A 19543-nucleotide genomic window follows, 5' to 3' on the forward strand; every position below is an offset into this window, starting at 1 on the left:
GTCAGACGACCGCCGTGCGCTCGGCCACGCGCATGATGGCGCTGCGTGAGCGGGGGTTGGCGGCCACTTCGGCAGCACTGGGCTTGATGCGGTCCAGCGCGATGAGCTTCATGGCCTGCGGCGCGGCAAACGGCGCACGGCGGTCGTACACCTCCTTGGAGTGTTTGGCGATGAACTGTTTGACGATGCGGTCTTCGAGCGAATGAAAGCTGATGACTACCAGCCGCCCGCCCGGCTGCAGCACCGAGAGGCTGGCCTCTAGCGCCTGTTGCAGCTCTTCAAGCTCGGCGTTGATGAAAATCCGAAGAGCTTGAAATGTGCGCGTTGCAGGGTTCTGGCCCGCTTCGCGGGTTTTGACCGCGCCAGCCACGAGATCGGCAAGTTCTGCGGTGGTTGAAAGAGGACCCCGTTCTTCGCGCCGAGCAACAATCGCCTTTGCAATGGGGCCAGCAAACCGTTCTTCACCGTAGTCACGTATCACCTCCGCAATCTGACCAACTTCGGCCGTGGCCAACCAATCGGCCACGCTTTCGCCGCGCGTGGTATCCATGCGCATGTCCAGCGGGCCGTCAAAACGGAAACTGAAGCCCCGCTCGGGGCTGTCGATCTGGGGCGAGCTCACCCCCAGGTCCATCAGCACGCCCGCAGCACTGGCGGGCGGCAGATCGGCCAGATGGCGGAAACCCTCGTGCCGAATGGAAAAACGCGCATCGGTGATGCGCGTTGCTTCGGCGATGGCTTCGGGGTCCTTGTCGAAGGCCACAAGGCGCCCCTGCGGCCCCAGCCGAAGGAGGATGAGGCGAGAGTGCCCACCGCGCCCAAAGGTCGCATCGACCCAGGTGCCCGCAGGCTCAGGGCTTGCGCCGCCCAAGAGAGAATCCACGGCCTCATTGAGCAGGACGGTGGTGTGTTGCAGGGGGGATGTCACAGCGCGCCTTAGAAGGAAAAGTCCTTGAAGACATCCGGCATCTCGCCCTGCATGGCCTTGGCCTCCTGCTCGTCGTAGGTGGCCTTGTCCCAAAGTTCGAAATGGTTGCCCATGCCCAGCAGCATGGTGTCTTTGGAGATACCGGCTGCTTCACGCAGCTCGGGCGAAACCAGCACGCGGCCCGTGGCGTCCATGTCCACATCCATGGCGTTGCCCAGAAAAATGCGCTTCCACCACTGGGCGGACATGGGCAGCTGGGCAATGCGCTCGCGGAACTTCTCCCACTCGGGGCGGGGAAACACCATCAGGCAGCCGTGCGGGTGTTTGGTGATGGTGAGCTGACCGGATGCCGTGGCCGCCAAGACGTCACGATGCCGGGTCGGCACAGACAGCCGACCCTTCGCATCGAGACTCAGCGACGAGGCACCTTGAAACACGGACAGATTTCCAATTCGGTTTTGCGCCTCGGGGGTCCGTGCAATGGACCTTGAGGGCACTTTTCACCACTTAATTGCACTTTTTTGCACTGTAGCAGGAAAAGCACACCGAACAAGAGGGTGTCCAACAAACTTTTGTAATGAAATCAACGACTTAGACGCGACTTTGCAGAGATTAAAAAGCCAAAAGTCGTTGAAAAATAAGCACTTAGAGAGGCCTATGAAAGTGACCTCTCAAGGCTTGACCGAGTGGTCACAGGATGTAGCGTGAAAGGTCCTCGTCCCGGCTCAGTGTCTGCAGGCGGGCGTCCACATAGGCAGCGTCAATGGTGATGGTCTGACCCGATAGGCGAGTCGCATCAAAACTCACCTCGTCCAGCAAGCGCTCCATCACCGTGGACAGGCGGCGTGCACCGATGTTCTCCGTGCGCTCGTTCACCTCAAAGGCGATGTGCGCCAGGCGCGTGATGCCCTCGGGTGCAAATTCGAGCGTGACGCCTTCGGTGGCCAGCAGGGCCTGGTACTGCTTGACCAGGGACGCATGGGTCTGCGTGAGGATGGCCTCAAAGTCCTTGACCGACAGCGACTCCAGCTCGACCCGGATGGGGAAGCGCCCCTGCAGCTCCGGAATCAGGTCGCTGGGTTTGGACAGGTGGAACGCCCCGGATGCGATGAACAGGATGTGGTCCGTCTTGATCATGCCGTACTTGGTGGACACCGTGGTGCCCTCCACCAGCGGCAGCAGGTCGCGCTGTACGCCCTGGTGCGACACGTCGGCACCACTGGTTTCCTGGCGCGCAGCCACCTTGTCGATCTCGTCGATGAAGACGATGCCGTTCTGCTCGGCATTGGCAACAGCGCGGGTCTTGATCTCTTCCTCGTTGACGAGCTTGCCCGCCTCTTCGTCGGTGATGAGCTTCAGGGCCTCGGCAATCTTGAGCTTGCGGGTCTTGCGCTTGTCCTGCCCCATCTGGCTGAACATGCCACGCAACTGCTCGGCCATTTCTTCCATGCCCTGGGGGCCCATGATTTCGAGTTGCGGGCGGCCTTCGGCGACATCGATCTCGATCTCCTTGTCGGCCAGCGCGCCTTCGCGCAGTTTCTTGCGAAAGACTTGGCGGGCCGTGTTGTCAGCCGCGGGCTCGGTGCCTGCGGCTGCACGGGCCGGGGGAATCAGCACGTCCAGGATGCGCTCCTCGGCAGCATCTTCGGCGCGGGCGCGCACCTTTTTCATCTCGGATTCGCGCGTCTGCTTGACGGCCATCTCCGCCAGGTCGCGGATGATGGAATCCACGTCCTTGCCCACGTAGCCGACCTCGGTGAACTTGGTGGCCTCGACCTTGATGAAGGGCGCATCGGCCAGCTTGGCCAGGCGGCGCGCAATCTCGGTCTTGCCCACGCCGGTCGGGCCGATCATGAGGATGTTCTTGGGTGTGATCTCCTGGCGCAGGCTGCCTTCGACCTGCTGGCGGCGCCAGCGGTTGCGCAGCGCAATGGCCACGGCACGCTTGGCGCTGGCCTGGCCCACGATATGGTGGTCCAGCTCGGAGACGATTTCCTGGGGGGTCATGGACGACATGGCGAAAATTCCAGTCAAATTGGGCTCTAGCGCTTATCTATCAAGCGCTAGCAGCTATCAAAAACGTATCAAATGCGGTCAAGACCGCCCTGCAAAAAACACCCGACCTACAAGGTCTCGATGGTGTGGTTCATGTTGGTGTAGATGCACAACTCGCCAGCAATCTCCAGCGACTTCTTGACGATGTCCTGCGCAGAGAGGTCGGTGTGGTTGAGCAACGCCTTGGCGGCCGAGTGCGCGTAGGCCCCGCCCGATCCAATGGCCACGATGCCCTGCTCGGGCTCCAGCACGTCGCCATTGCCGGTGATGATGAGCGAGGCCTCCAGATCGGCCACGGCGAGCATGGCTTCGAGGCGGCGCAGCACGCGGTCGGTGCGCCAGTCCTTGGTGAGTTCAATGGCTGCCCGCACCAGGTGGCCCTGGTGTTTTTCGAGCTTGGCTTCAAAGCGCTCAAACAGGGTGAAGGCATCGGCCGTGGCGCCCGCAAAACCGGCCAGCACCTTGCCGTGGTGCAGCTTGCGCACCTTGCGCGCCGTGCCCTTGACCACGATGTTGCCCAGGGTGACCTGGCCATCCCCGCCAATGGCCACTTGAACGCCCTGGGGCGTCTGGCGGCGTACGCTCAGGATGGTGGTGCCGTGGAACACCGGATGGTTGTCGTTTGATGAGTCCATAGCTGCGGCAGTTGAGGGCACGGGCGGCGCTTTCAAGGCGACGCCGAACGCTAACTGCCACGAGCAGCCACCGAATCTGTGGCCCTGCAGCCCACCCAAAAACTATGCAACGATCACGGCCCGCACCCAGCCGGCGCGCAAGGGTTGCTCCGCCGCACTGGTGGTGCGTCCCATGGAGGTATCAGTTCTTTCGGGGTACCACCCAAGCGTGCTCGTTGATACCGATCACGTTGAAGAAAATTGCCACCAGCCGCTGCAGGTTCTGGAACTGGATCACATGGCCGTGGCCCTGCTGCTCGGCCGCCCAGTTGAGCACCGAGCCCGCAGCCGCGAAGTCCACACGAATGAGCTTGTCGCAGACAATGGTCAGCGGCACACCCGGGCGCAGGAAGGCCTGGAAAGGCTCCAGCAATGGCGTGGCATCACCATCGATATAGCCGCTGAGCTGCGCCACGGGGCCCGCCTCCAGCGGAGCGGGGGCGGACAACTCACCCAGGTCGGAGGCCATGAAGTCACTGTCGGCCGCCAGAGGCGCCGAGCCCGAAGACACACCCTCGTTGTCCGAATACCCGCAGCGCGGCGACGCCCACGACGGCGGTGAGACTTCGTAGGTGACGCAGTAATCCAGCGCCACCAGCTCGAACTCATCTGGCTTGCCCATGAGCCGCAGCGCCGCCATGCGCAGGCTCCACCACTCAGGGCTGGTAGAGCGGTCACCGGACTGGGTTTTGGCATCCAGCAGGGCGTTGAGCTTTTCTACCCCGGAGAACACCAGTTGCACATCACGCTCGGCCCACTGGGTGAACTGGTCCACCAGCAAAGGCACGGCAGCGTCATCGATAGCGCCCAAGCGGGCCCAGGACAGGGTCCAGGGCGAGGCGGCGCGTGCCAGCGAGGCCTGGAGTGCGGCCACCGAAGACACAGCCAGCGTAGGCGGCGCGTTCCAGCTGAAATCGCGGCGCACCGCGCCTGCCGGTGCGGCTGCAGCCGTTCCAGGCGCAGCCGCTGCGGCGGGCGGTGCCATGCCCAATTGCTCGGGCATGGAAAACCACAGCGGAGCGGAGCGGCTGTACTGGGCGGCGAAGTCGATGGCCAGGGTGTCAAACCGGTCGTGCTGGCCCGTTGCACGGTACAGGTCGAACAGTGTCATCCAGATTTCGAGCTGGTCGTCGGGCGCATCCTGCTGGTGCTGGGCCAGCACATCGAGCAGGCCGGACTCAGCCCCAGCGTGGTCGCCATTGGCAAACCGGATGGCAGCTTCTTCTAAATCGGGTTCGTGCACGAATTCCTCCGGTTCGGATGCGGGCGCTGGCGTTACCGCAGTAGCTGCCGCAAGGCTGAAGGACGCTTCGCCAGGACCTGCACCCGCGAGCATTTGCGCATCGGTGCCGCCAAACCGGCCAATGGCCATGCTGTCATCGGCAAACAGCGGCTGGACACCGGCCTTGTTTTCGAGGGGCGCTGGCAGGCTGCCGGGTGCCGTGGGCGCATACGCCCTTGCGCGGGCGGAATCAGAGGACGCAGCTGCGTCGGCAGCAACAGGCATGGCGCCGGGTTGCGTGGGAGCCTCTGCACCTTGCTTACTCTTCCACCACTGCTGCGACATCTGCGCTTCGATCTCGTCGATCTTCTTGAGCGTGACGGCCCGCTCGTCGGGCGATGCCATGCTGCTCTGAAAGAACGAGGGGCGCCCTGCGGCGTCTTCCACACGCTGGCCTTGCAGCACCTCGCGCTGACGCAGCTTGCGCAGCTGATCGAACTCGCGGCGCCGCACGAAGTCGTTGCGGCGCTTGCGCTCGATCATCTCCTTGAGCATCTGCTTGCTGTACTGGCTCTCCCGGTCGTCCTGGATGGAGTCCAGCTCGGTCCAGTTCACCGTCGGGTTCTTCACGAACCGAACCACCTTCGACAGCAGGCCTCCGGGGGTGGTTTCTTCCTTGCTCATGGCTCAGGGTGCGCTTGGGGTTGATCAGGCCAGACGGCCCGGTCAATCACCAAACATCTTCTGCTTGAGTTCGCGGCGTTGTTGTGCTTCGAGGGACAACGTGGCAGTGGGACGGGCAATCAGGCGGCCCACACCAATGGGTTCGCCGGTTTCGTCGCAGTAGCCATAGTCACCTGCGTCGATGCGGGCAATGGACTGCTCGATCTTCTTGAGCAGCTTGCGCTCGCGGTCGCGGGTGCGCAGCTCCAGGGCATGTTCCTCTTCGATCGTGGCGCGGTCGGCCGGATCGGGCACCACCACGGTGTCTTCACGAAGGTGTTCGGTGGTTTCACCAGCGCTGTTGTGGATCTCCTGCTTGAGCTGCACCAGCTTCAGGCGGAAGAAGGCCATCTGCTTGTCGTTCATGTACTCGTCGTCAGGCATGGCCATGACTTCGGCATCGGTCAACTCAGCGGCGGACTTGGTTTTCCAGTTGTTCGCCAGCTTGGGGTCTTTTTTGGCAGCCGTATACGTAGGCTGTGCTTGCGCGGTCGTGGGCATGGTATGTAGATAACTGGCTTTGGCAGCGGTCGAAGCCACTGTCTGTGCCATGGATGGTACGGTCAATTGGGCCAATCGTGAAGAAGGCCGGGTTGTGCGCACGGGTACCTGCGAGCCTGCTTGCAGCACGGGTGCCGGAGCAGGAGCCGCCACGGCGGGGGGTGCGGCCACCTTGGGCGCCGCAGCAGCCTTGGCAGTGGCCTTCGCAGCAACTTTGGGTGCCGCTGGGGCGGCGGCGCTTTTCGCCGCGGCAGGGGTTGCCTTGGTGGCCCCCTTAGATTTGCTGGTGTCGGCTTTCACTTCCTGGTCTCCTCGCAGTACGGGCGGGCCCTAGCTGCATTCGCAGCCAAGGGCGGGTGGCAAGCCTTCCGGGGTTTTACCGGGGCGCGATTGTATCGACCTGGGCTGACGCAAACGAAAACGTTGCAGATACAACACAAACACGCCGTTCTCCCCTGGGCGGCACAGGCCCCGGTGAGGGTCAGACCAGGCTTTGTTCCAGCCCCTGCAGGAAGATGTCCTTGGGCAGGTCAATGCCAATAAAGACCATCTTGCTCGTGCGCGTCTCACCCTCGGCCCATTGGGGGCCCAGATCGCTTCCCATGAGCTGGTGCACCCCCTGGAAGATCACCTTGCGTTCAGTGCCCTTCATATTAAGCACACCTTTGTAGCGCAGCATGCGCGGGCCGTAAATATTCACGATGGCCCCCAGGAAGTCCTCCAGCTTGGCCGGGTCGAACGGCCGGTCGGAGCGGTAAACGAAGCTCTTCACATCGTCATCGTGGTGATGGTGATGGCCATGGCCGTGCTCATGCTGGTGCGAGGGGTGGCTGCAGTGCTCGCCATGTTCGTGGTCATGATCATGGTGGTCGTGCCCGTCCCCTTCTTCCTTCAGGAAGTCTGGGTCGATATCCAGCTTGGCATTGAGGTTGAAGCCGCGCAGGTCCAACACCTCCTTGAGCGGCACTTCGCCAAAATGCACGGCCTTGATGGGCGCGCGCGGGTTCATGTGCTTGAGGCGATGGATCAGCGCCTCGGTCTCGTCCTTGGACACCAGGTCGGTCTTGGACAGGAAGATCTGGTCCGCAAAACCCACCTGGCGGCGCGCTTCCTGGCGGTCATTGAGCTGCTGGGGTGCGTGCTTGGCGTCCACCAGGGTGATGATGGAGTCGATGAGGTAGGTCTCGGCGATTTCTTCGTCCATGAAGAAGGTCTGCGCCACCGGGCCGGGGTCGGCCACGCCGGTGGTCTCGATCACGATGCGGTCGAACTCGAGCAGGTTCTTGCGCTTCTTGGCGGCCAGTAGCTGCAGCGTCTCGCGCAGGTCTTCGCGGATGGTGCAGCAGATGCAGCCGTTGCTCATCTGCACGATCTGCTCCTTGGACTCGGTCACGAGGATGTCGTTGTCGATGTTTTCTTCGCCGAATTCGTTCTCGATCACGGCGATCTTCTGGCCATGGGCTTCGGAGAGCAGGCGCTTGAGCAGCGTGGTTTTGCCCGAGCCCAGGAAGCCGGTGAGGATAGTGACGGGGATCAGTGCCATAAATCTGTCTTTCAAGGGAATCAAATACATGCACTGCAGCCCGATGCTGCGGGCTGCAGGGCCCCGCACAGGGGGCGTTTTTTCAGTGTACCGAGGCTGTCAAGCCCCTGCCGGACGCCGCCGGGCTCACCCTTTGCGCATCACGACCAAGCCCTTGAGGTATTCCCCTTCCGGAAACTCCAGCGTCATGGGATGGTCGGGCGCGCCGCCCAGGCGCTCCAGGATGTAGCCGTCCACGCCCGCATCCGCGCCCGCCGACGCCACGATCTTGTGGAACAGGTCGGCGCTGATGCCGCCCGAACACGAGAAGGTGAACAGTACCCCGCCCGGGGTCAGCAGTTGCAGCGCCAGCCGGTTGATGTCCTTGTAGGCCCGCGCGGCCCGCTCGGCGTGCGCAGCAGTGGGTGCGAACTTGGGCGGGTCGAGGATGATGGCGTCAAAACGCTGGCCCTCCTTGAGGAACTGGCGCAGTGAAGCGTTCACGTCGGCATCCATAAAGCTCGCGCGGTTCGGGTCGAAGCCGTTGAGCGCCACGTGCGCACGGGCCCGCTCCAAGGCGGGACCGGACGAGTCGATGGACGTCACATGCCCATCGGCCACGGTGCCTGCTGCACGCATGCCCGCCAGTGCCGCCACGCTGAAGCCGCCGGTGTAGCAAAAGCAGTTGAGCACATGCTTGAAACCCAGGCGCTGGGTGTAGTCAGCAAACCGCTGGCGGCTGTCGCGCTGGTCCAGATAGAAGCCGGTCTTGTGGCCCTCAGCGATGTTGAGCGTCAGACGCCACTGGTGTTCACGGATCGTGAGTTCGAGCGGCGGCCCCTCGCCATCACCTGCCGCACCCGAGGGCCCGCCGCGCAGCCAGCCGGTGGCGGGCTCCAGGCCCTCCAGCGAACGCACGCTGGCATCCGAGCGCTCGTAGAGCTTGGTCAGCCCCGTTTCGCGCAGCAGCGCATCGGCAATCACGCCCTTCCAGCGCTCGGTGCCTGCGCTGGTGAACTGCGCCACCAGCGTATCGCCATAGCGGTCCACGATGAGCCCCGGCAGACCGTCGGATTCGCCGTGCACCAGACGCACGCCATCACTTTGCACATCAAATCGGGCTCTGGCGATTATGGATCGGGCGCAAGAAGCTATAAAAAAAGGAGCATCAATGCGCTGTGCTTCGTCAAAGCTCCACACCCGTGCGCGGATGCGCGAGGTCGGACTGAAGGCGGCCCAAGCCAGGAACTGGCCTTCGTGCGACTCCACACGCACGGTCTCGCCGCTGTCGCCGCCGCCCTTGGCGATGGCCGATTCGAAGATCCAGGGGTGGCGACGCAGGAGCGAGCGCTCTTTGCCAGGGCGAAGGCGAAGGGTTTTCATGCCCCGGATTGTGCGGGCTCACCGCTGCCGTCCAACCATCATCCCTTGAAAAACAGCACGCGCTGCCCCTGCGATAAGCCCGCCCGTTTGCACAAAAGACCACCCACAGCGCTGGCGAGAAAGCATATTTATCATTTTTTGGAATCATTTATTTGACAAATTTGATTCATCTCTCATAAAATTCGCACAACTATCATTTTTATCAAACAAACATGTCAGCGAATCTTCACACCCCATCCAGCCTGGGTTCTATCCCTGATGCAGCCCCAACGGTCTTGACCGATCTTCGTGAGTTCCTTGCATTCAAGATCGGCAACGAGGAGTACGGCGTAGACATCCTGCGGGTGCAGGAGATCCGTTCGTACGAAAAGCCCACCACCATCGCCAACGCCGCTGCCGACCTGAAGGGTGTGGTCAACCTGCGCGGCGTGATCGTGCCCATCATCGACCTGCGCCTGAAACTGGGCTTGCCAGAGGCTCGCTATGACCATCTGACCGTGGTGATCGTGCTCAACATTGGTCAGCGCGTCGTGGGCGTTGTGGTGGATGGCGTGTCTGATGTGCTCACGCTGGAGAGAGAGCAATTGCGCCCTGTCCCCGCACTCGACATGGACGTGGATCGGGACCACCTGCTGGCCATCGGATCGGTCGATGACCGGATGCTCATCCTGCTCGACATCGAAAAGCTCTTGGCACCCTCGTTGCCATCGCCCCTCACCGTGCAATGAAACGCTGTCGCATTGCCACGAAACACAAACACACCTACACGGAATCCCTATGAACTTCTTCAGAGCATTCGGCATTGCGAAACGCCTGCACCTGCTGTCCTTCGCACTCATCAGTGGCCTGACCCTGGTCGCGCTTCTCGCATGGTTCAACCTCTCCGAGGTCACCGCCCAAACCCGAAAGGTCGCCACAGAGTCCGTTCCCCACCAGTTGCGACTGGCAGCCATGGAACTCAACGTCACACGATCATCTCTCCAGTTGCGCCATGCGCTCCTGGTCAGAACACCCAGCGACCTGAAGGCCACCTTGGCGGACGTTGCGGAGAAAAAGAAACTGATCGACACCGACCAGTTGGCACTGGAAAAAACTGCTGTCACCACCACCGAAAAGACTGAATACGCTGCACTCGTTCAGGCGCTGGGCACGTTCTGGCAGATCGCAGGGCAAAACATCCAGTTGATTGAGCAAGGTAACAAGGAAGAAGGCTTCGACTTTCTGGTCGCCAAGACGATTCCTGCCCGCAACGTGGTGCTGGAGATGCTGAGCAAGCAAAAGCAACACCAAAACAGTTTGCTGAGCGAAAGCCTTCAAGAAATCGAAGTCGACGCCAAACAGACCCTTTACAGCCTTGTGGCAGCCGTCGCGGCGATTGCAGCCGGTTTGATGGTGTTTTCCTGGTATGTCGGCAGCGTCCTTCAGCGCCGGGTTTCAGAAGCGCAAGTGATCGCAGCCCGCGTGCGCGATGGCGACCTGACCGGAGAGGTCATTGACAACGCCAACGATGAATTCAGCCCGCTGCTGCAAGCGCTCTCCGACATGCAGACATCGCTGACACAGGTTGTCTCGCAGGTACGCCAAGGCTCCGACAGCGTGGCCACTGCCAGCGCGGAGATATCGGCGGGCAACAGCGATCTCTCGGCACGCACCGAAAACCAGGCCAGTGCACTGGAAGAAACCGCAGCATCGATGGAGGAGCTGAATTCGACGGTTCGCCAGAACGCCGAGAACGCCCGGCAAGCCAATCAGCTCGCGCAGAACGCGTCGAACGTGGCAAGCCAAGGCGGCGAAGTTGTCGCAGACGTGGTCCGCACGATGAAAGACATCAACGACAGCTCCCGCAAGATCTCGGACATCATCGGTGTCATTGACGGCATCGCCTTCCAGACGAACATCCTGGCCCTGAACGCCGCCGTGGAGGCCGCCCGAGCGGGTGAACAAGGCCGTGGCTTTGCAGTGGTTGCGAGCGAGGTTCGCAACCTGGCAAGCCGATCCGCAGACGCCGCGCGCGAAATCAAAGTGTTGATCGGCGCCAGCGTGGAGCGGGTAGAAGCCGGCTCCGCCCTCGTGGACCGGGCAGGCCAGACCATGAGCGATGTGGTCTCGGCGATTGGCCGCGTTACCGACATCATGGCGGAGATCAGCGCAGCCAGTTCCGAGCAGAGCCAGGGCGTGGACCAGGTGAACGAAGCCGTCACCCAGATGGACCAGGCCACCCAACAGAACGCGGCACTGGTGGAGGAAATGGCAGCAGCAGCCAGCAGCCTCAACACCCAGGCAGCGGAGCTGGTCAACGTGGTTTCCTCCTTCAAGATTTCGCCCTTGGCTTTGGAAGAGCGCCCTGCGTTGGTGCCCGCACAAGGAGCGCTCAGCACATCCACCACATACGCTTCACGGCCGCCGATGGCCCAGAAAGCCCCAAACCAGCGATCAGCGACCTCCGCCATCAAGGCGGCTGTCCGAAGTGTCGCAATGGCGAAATCGGGCGTGGCGCATCTGCCTTCGGCAAAACTCGTGACTGCCGCTCCACATGCAGAGAAAGAGTGGGAAAACTTCTAGGAACCCGCCGGACTTGGAAAACGTCGGCTGCAAGTTGCCCCCCCAGGGGCAACTTTCGCTATCGACACTCCAAGCCCGACAGCCTCAAGGCCAGACGCCAGGCGTCAGCTGTTGAAGTCCCCTTGGAATCACCACCTTCGGGTGGTTTTTCTATTATTCAGAAGCTGTGAAATGATCCACGTGCCGGCAATAGGCTGCCGTTTGCGAGATGCAAAGAATTCAACTTTCGCCTTGAACAGAAACCACACGCAGCACCTGCTGCCGCAACTGTCGCCATCCCTGTTGCATAAGGTCAGAATGGCCCCCTGCAGCCCACTCCTCGGTGCTTCGCGCACACTGGGCAGCTGGCGCCTCACCCAGCATCGTCAACACTGACTTGAGGTTGTGCGCCACGCGCCGCAGCGCCTGTGCATCTTGCGCCGCCACGGCCAGATCGCCTTCATTCACATCTTGGGAAAACCGGGCCAGGCATGCCTGTCGATACGCTTCGTAAAGCGCTCGATTGCCACCAAAAAACTCGGCCACGGGATCTGCTCTCACCAGGGGGGCAGCGGCCAGAGCGGCGGACTCCTCCCCGCTGGGGCTGGCCAGCGCCTCAGAGACACAAGCCATGAGGGAGCCCACCGAGGCGGGCTTGTGCAGAACGCGCCAGACGTTGAGCGACTCCAGCCTGCGCTGCGTGGCTGGATCGATTCCACCACTGAACACCACGGTGCGGCAGGCCGCGCCCTGTGGCGAAAGAGGTGTCTGCATCCAAACCAGTAGATCAAGGCCGGAGCCGTCGGGCAGGGTCAGATCCGTGAGGACCAGCTGTGCCACTTCAGTTGTCAGCGCCTGCTTCGCCTCGGCGAACGTGGCGCATTGCACCAGATTCACGCCGAGGGGATCGAGCGCCATCTGGACAAACCGGCGCACTGACGGATCGTCCTCCACCAACAGCACGCGCGGCTGCGTCACGACGGCGCTCAGGCCTTCTCGGCCATAGGACGCAGGAACCCCGCCAGCAACGCAGGCAGCTCCTGCACCAAGCGGGGCTTGTGCACCACAGGCAGCCCGGCCAGCGCAAAGGCGTAGGGACTGCGCTGCTCTTCGTCGAGCGAGGTCACAACGATCAGACGGCTGCGCTGGAACTGGGGATGCGAGCGCAGACGGGAAATCAACGTCGCACCATCAATGCCAGGAAGAAGGATGTCCACAATCAGCACATCCGGCTGCAGTTCGCCCGCCATCGCCAAGCCAACGATGCCGTCGTCTGCCACATGCAGTTCCACTTGCGGGAAATCGTGCGCCATCAACAGCTTCACCAGGGTCTGGAAATGTGCGGAATCCTCAATCAGCAACACCCGTTGGCCGTGTGTACCCGCTGGTTCGCGAGAAGCGCTGGCCTGCTCCGCGCGCCTGGGAGCTGCTTTGACAATCCCATCGTCTGACGCTACCACCGCACCAGACACGGCAACTTCTGCAACCGGTACAGCGGGCTGGCCCTGCCGCTGGGCCAGCCAGCGCTCGACCGATGCCTTCGCGATGCGCCGATGACCTCCTGGTGTTTTCCAGGCCTCCAGCTCACCCCGGTCCACCATCAGCTGAACAGAACGAACCGCCATACCCAGCACCCGCGCCACATCACGGGTACTGCAATCCACCGGCAGCGAAGAGAGAAGACTGAGTTCCATAGTGGCGAATTTTATCACTTCGAAAAATCACTTTTGTGATAAAATTGATAAAACCAGTTACAGCAAGTGCCCAACCATGAACAAACGCATTCTGATCATCGAAGACCATGCGGATATCCGCCGACTGATCCGCATGACCCTGGAGTTCGAAGACCACGACATCCATGAAGCCGTCAACGCCGACGAGGGCCTGGAGGCCGTGAGAACGCTGCGCCCCCAGTTACTGTTGCTGGACATCATGATGCCCGGAAGCATGGACGGACTCGATCTGTGCCGCCTTGTCAAAAGCGACCCATCGCTGGGCAAACCCTGGGTGGTGCTGCTGACGGCTCGCGGGCAAAGCCAGGATATCGAGGCGGGGATGATGGCCGGGGCCGACGCCTATCTGCTCAAGCCCTTCAGCCCCCTCAAACTGATCGAAACCATCAACCACCTGGGCACAACCCCCGGCGAGGCGCCATGAACATGGTTGCAGCTGCACGCGAAAATACCCAGTTCAGCCCTGCGGCGGCCGACCAGATGGAGAAGATCGTCTTCGATCTGGGGCGCATGTACCAGGAACGCAACGAGGCGTTGCAGGAAGTGGCCCGCGCCCACCATGAGGCACTGTTTCTGCTGTCCATGGCGGCGGAATACAAAGACGATGACACAGGCATCCACATCGTGCGCATCGGATTCCTGGCCGAGGCCCTGGCACTTTTTCTGGGCGAGTCCAAGGACTACGCCCTGATGCTGCGCAAGGCGGCCCCCATGCATGACATTGGCAAGATCGGCATTCCTGACGACGTGCTGAAGAAACCTGGTGCCTTCACGCCTCAGGAGCGCATGATCATGAACCGGCACCCTGCCATCGGGGCAGACATCCTGGGAAAATCGCGCATCGCGCTGTTCCAGGTGGCCGCCGAAATTGCGCTTGCACACCATGAACGCTGGGATGGCAAGGGTTACCCGAACCAGTTGGCAGGCCAAGCCATCCCCCTGTCGGGGCGCATTGTGACCATCGTGGACTTCTACGACGCCCTGACCATGGACCGCGTCTACCGCCCGGCCTTCAGCCACGAAAAAGCGCTGGAGATGCTCCTGGCAGAACGAGGCAAAGCCTTCGACCCGGATATCGTGGACTGCTTCCTGCGCAACAGCGCCGCCATTTCGGCCTTGCGTGAGCAAGTCACGGTCGGACGCATGACCTTCGCCGACCTGATCAACCGCAAGCAGGAGGCACCATGATCTTCCGTACATACCGAGTGCAGGCTGCGGTGCTCATGCTCCTGGCTACCGCTCTGGCCTCCTGGGGCGCCACAGCAGGTGAGGTTCAGGACCGCGTTCAGGCCCGGGGTGAAGTCAGGGTCTGTATCTGGCCCGCGTACCAGCGCATCTCGTTTCGGGACCCGCGCTCCGGCCAGCTCAGCGGCCTGGACATCGATCTGGCTACGGCACTGGCGTCTGATCTGCGCGTCAAGCTGCGATTCGTGGACTCCTCCTTTGTCACCTTGGTGCAGGACCTGCAGGCAGGCACATGCGATGTAGCGATGTTCGGCATCGCCATGCTGCCGCAGCGCATGGAGCAACTCCAGTTCTCCACACCCTATTTGCAAAGCGATATCTATGCCGTAACCACACGCACCAGCCGCATCGTGCGGCAGTGGAGTGACATCGACCAACCCGGCGTGCAGGTAGGCGTGCAGGCTGGAACGTTCATGGAGCCCGTCATGCGGCAACGCCTCAAGCATGCAGGTCTCGTCTCCATCCACCTGCCACAGACGCGCGAACGCGAGCTCATTGCGGGCCGCGTGGACGTCTTCATGACCGATTACCCCTACGGTCGCGCACTGATCGAAAGCACGGAATGGGCCGCACTGGTGGCGCCCCCCAAGCCGTTCTATACGCTCCCCTACGCCCATGCCAGCAAACCGGGCGACGTCGAATGGCGAGCCGTGCTCAACGCTTTTGTCGCCCGGATTCGGCAGGACGGCCGCCTGGAAACGGCGGCACGGCGCCACGGACTCGAAAGCATCCTCCTGAACTGATGCCCCTGCCATGAAACGATCCATTCCCTTTGCCAAGCTCAGCCTGCTGGAAGTAGCCAGCAGCAGGGCGCTCTTCGGGGGCACACTTCTCATGCTGGCCGTAATCGTCGGCACCGCATCGCTGATGTGGCTGGAGTTCCGCCGCACAGAAGCTCAGGACCGCAAGCAGCTCGAATTACTGGCCAGCGTCATGGAGTCGCACGCCAGCCAGGTTTTCGACAACACCAAGCTCGCCCTCGACAGCCTTGCGAAAAGCCTGACCACCGAGAACCACACTCCCGCGCAGCTCGAAGCACAGCAGTCTTACCGCTTGCAAGGCCTGCCTTTTCTGCGCAGCATCGCCATCGTCAGCTCCGAAGGGCTGGTGCTGGCCTCCACGACCGCCTCGGACCGGGGTGGCCGGGTGGATCTGCAGCGCCTGCCTCCTTCACCAGCGACCGATGAGCGGGTGGTCATTGGAGCCTGGGTGCATGGCCGCACACTCACCCAAGATATGCGCAATGCAACCGTGCCAGCTGGCCTTGGCTACATTCCGATGGTGCGCCTGGTTCGCCTGCCATCGAACGCTGTGGTGACGTTGGTGGCACAGATCAATCCCGACGCCCTGGCCACCTACCAGCGGCAGTTGATGGAGGCAGGCCACCCTGGCACACAGGTCATGCTGGCATTGGACAACGGGACCTTGCTCACCCAGGTGGGCAACGACACCCTGAATCTTGGAAGCAGCCTGGGCACCCACCCTTTGTTCCAGGGTTTGCTGCCAGCGCACAAAGGAACCTACGGCCCGCTGCAAACCTTTCAGGCGCGCAGCCTGGGCGCCTGGCGCAGCTCCAATAGCCAGCCTCTGGTGGCATTTGTAGAGCAACCCTATGAAGCCACGACCCAGCAGTGGCTGGACGCAATGCGAGGACCGCTGCTGTTCATGGGGGTGGCCTTGGCGCTGATAGGACTTCTCACGCATGCGTCCTGGCGCAATGCCCGCGCAAAAGAAGTTGCGCAACGTGAACGCGATGAGGCCCAGCAAGAAACCGCACGGCGCGAACAAGAGCTGTCCGTCCTGTTCCGAAGTGTTCAGGAGCTGATCTTCCGCACCGATGCCCAAGGGACCATCCGGTTCGTCAATCCCCGCTGGCATGCCATTACCAACCAGCCCGCTGAAATGGCCCGAGGCCAGCGTCTGCGGGACGTCGTCCACCCCGAGTGCCGCGATGGCGTGGATGCCCTGTTCGACGCCACCCAGCCCCCGGGCGTGCGCATGGCGCAGGTCCGCCTCACGGGACCCGCAGGAGAAACGCGCGCGCTGGACATCTCGGTGGTTCCGCTGCGTGACCGGTCGGGTCAGTTGCGCGGCTTTGCGGGCAGCGCGGTGGATGTGACAGCCCTGCTGGCCGCCCAGCAAAGCCTGCAAGAGCAGTTGGCCCTCACAAGCCAGGTGCTCGAATGCAACCCGTTGCCCATCTGCATGACCGACACCGAAGGACGTCTTCTCTCGGTCAACCAGGCCTGGGAAAGTTTCATGGGGCTGTCGCGCAAAAGCGTCCTGGGGATGCGCAACATCGACTTTCTGCCCAAGCAGGAGGCGCAGGCGTACTGCGCACACCAAGAACAACTGTTGCGCGAGGGCGGTCGTGTCCGCTACGAAGAGCGCATGCGCCGACTCGATGGCAGCTTCCGGGATGTGCAGGTCACCAAGGTGCTCGTCACCACCAACGGCAAGCAGCCCATCGGTATCCTGACCGCCAAGATGGACATCACGGAATTCCGGGCCGCGCGCGATCTGGCCGAAGAGGCGTCGCGCTCCAAGTCGGAATTTGTGGCCAACATCAGCCACGAGTTGCGCACGCCCCTGCAATCCATCCTGGGCTTCTCCGAACTCGGACTGGCGCGGGGCCGCCATCAATCCAAGCTGGCGTCCATGTTCAGCGACATCCACGACGCGGGCCAGCGCATGCTGGTGCTCGTCAATGACCTGCTCGACATCGCAAAGATCGAGAGCACGGTTGGAGCCTTCCAATTCGAGCGCGCCGACGTGCGCGATCTCATCGAGGAAGTGGCGGCAGAGATGGCGTTGCTGCTGGACCGCAAACGCCTGGGCCTGGGCTTGCGACTGGGCCGCATGCCTTTGATCGCCAAAGTGGATCCATCGCGCTTTCAGCAAGTGGTACGCAATGTCTTGAGCAACGCCATCAAGTTCTCGCCCGAAGACAGCATCATCGACATCACCGCCGGAGTCTCGGACGACCACAGCATCCACATCCAGGTGCGCGACCAAGGCCCGGGCATTCCTCCCGCAGAGCTGGAGACCGTGTTCCAGGCATTCGTGCAATCGAGCAAGACGCGCGATGGCTCAGGCGGAACGGGCCTGGGCCTGGCCATTTGCCGCAAGATTGTCGAAGCGCATGGGGGGCGCATCCATGCCACCAACGGGCCCGACGGCGGTACCATCTTCCATATCATGCTGCTCACCGCAGGCTACACGGACACGATGCCAGCCCCGCTCACATGAACAGGAAGCCCAGCAAGCCCCAATCCTCCGACTGGCGTAGCAGCCCGGCGCTGATGTACTTTGTGGTGGCCTGCGTTTTCAGCGCTGTAGTGCTGCTGGGTGCCTGGGCCACCATGGCCGCCATGCTGCGCTGGCAGTGGAAAGAAACCCTGGACGCCGAGATGCGCCAGAACACCAACACCGCCCTGGCACTGAAGGAGCACACGCTGCGCATCCTGGACACGGTGGACCAGGCCATGTGGCGTTTGCAGCATACCGCCGAAGACGGACCACTCAACGGCGAGGACCTGGCAACCATCGCCAATGAAACCGGCATGGTGCCGCACATCCTGACGCAGTTGTCCTTCGTGGGCCCCGATGGCCGCTTTCAGGGCAGCAACCTAGACCCCGACGGCTCGCGCAGCAACCATGTGAGCCTGATGGACCGCGACCATATCCGGGTGCACTTGCTGCCCGCCGAAGCGGCCCCGCCCAGCTCTGGCATGCTGCACAACGGCCTTTTCATCAGCAAGTCCCTGCTGGGCAAGGTGTCGGGGGTATCGACCATCCAGCTCTCACGCAAAGTCACGGCCGCGGATGGGCGCGTCCTGGGGGTGGTGGTGGCGTCACTCAATCCACGCCATTTCGCCGACGTGTACCGAGGCGTGCAACTGGGCAGCGACGGCGGTGTGGGACTTGCGGGGCTTGACGGAGTGATCCGTGTGCGCGTGTTGGGAGGTGTCAGCACAGAGGTTGGGATGCAACTGCCCGCGCCCCTCCTGCAAGCACTGCGCAGCCAGGACAGCGGGGCCATGTTGTCGCCATCGTCCGACGCCAGACTGCGCATTATTGGTTTCAGCCGTGTCGGAAGTTACCCGCTTGCCGTACTCAGCGGCACCTCAGAAGAACACTCTTTCGCCCGCTGGCGCACCACACGCGACACGATCCTGTGGTTGACGGCACTGTTGAGCCTGGCGGTTGTGGCCTTTGTCGCCGTATTTCTGGGAAGCATTCGCAGGCTGGCGGTCAGCCACGCGGCACTGACCCGCAGCGAGGCCGAAGCACAACGCGCCAACCAGGCCAAAAGCGAATTCCTGGCCGCCATGTCGCACGAGCTGCGTACTCCGCTGACGAGCATCCGCGGCTTTGCCGAACTTATGGAGCTGCGCAGCAACGATCCACAGACCCGGGAGCAATCGAGCCTTATCCGCCAGGGCGCAGAACACCTGAACGCTCTGCTGACGGAAATCCTCGACCTGGCGCGGATTGAAGCGGGTGCCATGCCAGCGCACCCCGAGCCCGTGGAACTGCCCGGTCTGCTGCACGATGTGATTGAGCTTTTCCGCGTCAGTGCCGTGGCCAAATCGCTGGCACTCACGGCGACCACGGCCGCCAATGTCCCGAACGCCCTGGTAACCGACCGCCTCAAGCTCAAGCAAATCCTGAACAATCTCTTGTCCAATGCCATCAAATTCACCCCATCGGGCACCGTGTGCCTGGCCGTGGATACCAGCGCAGACGGTCACCACGTGCAGTTCCATGTCACAGACACGGGCCCAGGTATCCCGGAAAACCTGCACGAGGTCATTTTCGAAAAGTTCAGCCAGGGCCACGCCCGCGTCAGCTACCAACACGGGGGCACCGGACTGGGGCTGTCGCTGTCTCGTGCGCTTGCCCAACTGCTGGGCGGCACGTTAACCGTCAGGTCCCGGGTGGGCGAGGGCTCCACATTTACGCTGTCGCTGCCGCTGCAAATTCCGCCGAAAGCCGCCCCGCCCTTCGCATAAG

17 protein-coding genes are annotated in these 19543 nt (G+C 62.2%); 7 read left to right on the top strand and 10 right to left on the bottom strand.

Annotated features, from left to right (window positions below):
* Nucleotide 1: 1 nt before the first annotated feature.
* The 8 genes from rsmH to NFX52_RS06995 all read right to left on the bottom strand — a co-directional run bounded on the left by rsmH (nt 2) and on the right by NFX52_RS06995 (nt 9008).
* Nucleotides 2-928, bottom strand: a complete 927-nt coding sequence (rsmH, locus tag NFX52_RS06960) for a 16S rRNA (cytosine(1402)-N(4))-methyltransferase RsmH (protein ID WP_055399576.1) — start codon at nt 926-928, stop codon at nt 2-4.
* An 8-nt stretch (nt 929-936) separates the two neighbouring features.
* Nucleotides 937-1365: a division/cell wall cluster transcriptional repressor MraZ gene (mraZ, locus tag NFX52_RS06965; RefSeq protein ID WP_008903734.1), complete on the bottom strand. Its 429-nt coding sequence runs from the start codon at nt 1363-1365 to the stop codon at nt 937-939.
* A gap of 253 nt (nt 1366-1618) precedes the next feature.
* Complete coding sequence (gene hslU / locus NFX52_RS06970; protein WP_252635589.1) at nt 1619-2944, bottom strand: ATP-dependent protease ATPase subunit HslU; 1326 nt, start codon at nt 2942-2944, stop codon at nt 1619-1621.
* A gap of 107 nt (nt 2945-3051) precedes the next feature.
* Complete coding sequence (hslV, locus tag NFX52_RS06975) at nt 3052-3618, bottom strand: ATP-dependent protease subunit HslV (protein WP_055399580.1); 567 nt, start codon at nt 3616-3618, stop codon at nt 3052-3054.
* 181 nt (nt 3619-3799) lie between these two features.
* Nucleotides 3800-5563 carry an STAS domain-containing protein gene (locus NFX52_RS06980; protein ID WP_207401948.1) on the bottom strand — a complete coding sequence of 588 codons (1764 nt, stop codon included), beginning with the start codon at nt 5561-5563 and terminating at the stop codon, nt 3800-3802.
* A 42-nt stretch (nt 5564-5605) separates the two neighbouring features.
* The gene (gene dksA / locus NFX52_RS06985; RefSeq protein ID WP_082437502.1) at nt 5606-6403 is read right to left on the bottom strand and encodes an RNA polymerase-binding protein DksA; all 798 of its coding nucleotides are present in this window, start codon (nt 6401-6403) and stop codon (nt 5606-5608) included.
* Nucleotides 6404-6584: 181 nt separating this feature from the next.
* On the bottom strand, nt 6585-7646 hold the full coding sequence (locus NFX52_RS06990; RefSeq protein WP_055399582.1) for a CobW family GTP-binding protein: 1062 nt from the start codon (nt 7644-7646) through the stop codon (nt 6585-6587).
* 126 nt (nt 7647-7772) lie between these two features.
* Complete coding sequence (locus NFX52_RS06995; protein ID WP_055399584.1) at nt 7773-9008, bottom strand: class I SAM-dependent rRNA methyltransferase; 1236 nt, start codon at nt 9006-9008, stop codon at nt 7773-7775.
* Between the two features lie 212 nt (nt 9009-9220).
* Here NFX52_RS06995 and NFX52_RS07000 point away from each other — a divergent pair, with 212 nt between their 5' ends.
* Both NFX52_RS07000 and NFX52_RS07005 read left to right on the top strand, forming a co-directional pair.
* Nucleotides 9221-9736, top strand: a complete 516-nt coding sequence (locus tag NFX52_RS07000) for a chemotaxis protein CheW (protein ID WP_055399585.1) — start codon at nt 9221-9223, stop codon at nt 9734-9736.
* Nucleotides 9737-9785: 49 nt separating this feature from the next.
* Nucleotides 9786-11570: a methyl-accepting chemotaxis protein gene (locus NFX52_RS07005; protein ID WP_082437503.1), complete on the top strand. Its 1785-nt coding sequence runs from the start codon at nt 9786-9788 to the stop codon at nt 11568-11570.
* Between the two features lie 219 nt (nt 11571-11789).
* Here NFX52_RS07005 and NFX52_RS07010 read toward each other — a convergent pair whose 3' ends face one another.
* Nucleotides 11790-12527 carry an Hpt domain-containing response regulator gene (locus NFX52_RS07010; protein WP_055399586.1) on the bottom strand — a complete coding sequence of 246 codons (738 nt, stop codon included), beginning with the start codon at nt 12525-12527 and terminating at the stop codon, nt 11790-11792.
* An 8-nt stretch (nt 12528-12535) separates the two neighbouring features.
* Nucleotides 12536-13243, bottom strand: a complete 708-nt coding sequence (locus tag NFX52_RS07015) for a response regulator (protein WP_055399587.1) — start codon at nt 13241-13243, stop codon at nt 12536-12538.
* A gap of 76 nt (nt 13244-13319) precedes the next feature.
* Here NFX52_RS07015 and NFX52_RS07020 point away from each other — a divergent pair, with 76 nt between their 5' ends.
* The 5 genes from NFX52_RS07020 to NFX52_RS07040 are packed head-to-tail and all read left to right on the top strand — an operon-like array spanning nt 13320 to nt 19542.
* Entirely contained in the window at nt 13320-13706 is a 387-nt protein-coding gene (locus NFX52_RS07020; protein ID WP_055399596.1) for a response regulator transcription factor, read from the top strand.
* Nucleotides 13703-14470: an HD-GYP domain-containing protein gene (locus NFX52_RS07025; protein WP_369801381.1), complete on the top strand. Its 768-nt coding sequence runs from the start codon at nt 13703-13705 to the stop codon at nt 14468-14470. Before NFX52_RS07020 ends, NFX52_RS07025 begins: the two co-directional genes overlap by 4 nt.
* Nucleotides 14467-15270, top strand: a complete 804-nt coding sequence (locus NFX52_RS07030) for an ABC transporter substrate-binding protein (protein ID WP_055399598.1) — start codon at nt 14467-14469, stop codon at nt 15268-15270. The genes NFX52_RS07025 and NFX52_RS07030 overlap by 4 nt, the downstream gene beginning before the upstream one ends.
* Before the next feature lie 10 nt (nt 15271-15280).
* Nucleotides 15281-17776: a sensor histidine kinase gene (locus NFX52_RS07035; RefSeq protein WP_055399600.1), complete on the top strand. Its 2496-nt coding sequence runs from the start codon at nt 15281-15283 to the stop codon at nt 17774-17776.
* Nucleotides 17773-19542, top strand: coding sequence for a sensor histidine kinase (locus tag NFX52_RS07040; RefSeq protein ID WP_055399602.1), 1770 nt, complete (start codon nt 17773-17775; stop codon nt 19540-19542). Before NFX52_RS07035 ends, NFX52_RS07040 begins: the two co-directional genes overlap by 4 nt.
* The last annotated feature ends 1 nt before the right edge of the window (nt 19543 follow it).

It is taken from the genome of Acidovorax facilis (assembly GCF_023913775.1).
GTDB lineage: Bacteria > Pseudomonadota > Gammaproteobacteria > Burkholderiales > Burkholderiaceae_C > Acidovorax > Acidovorax facilis.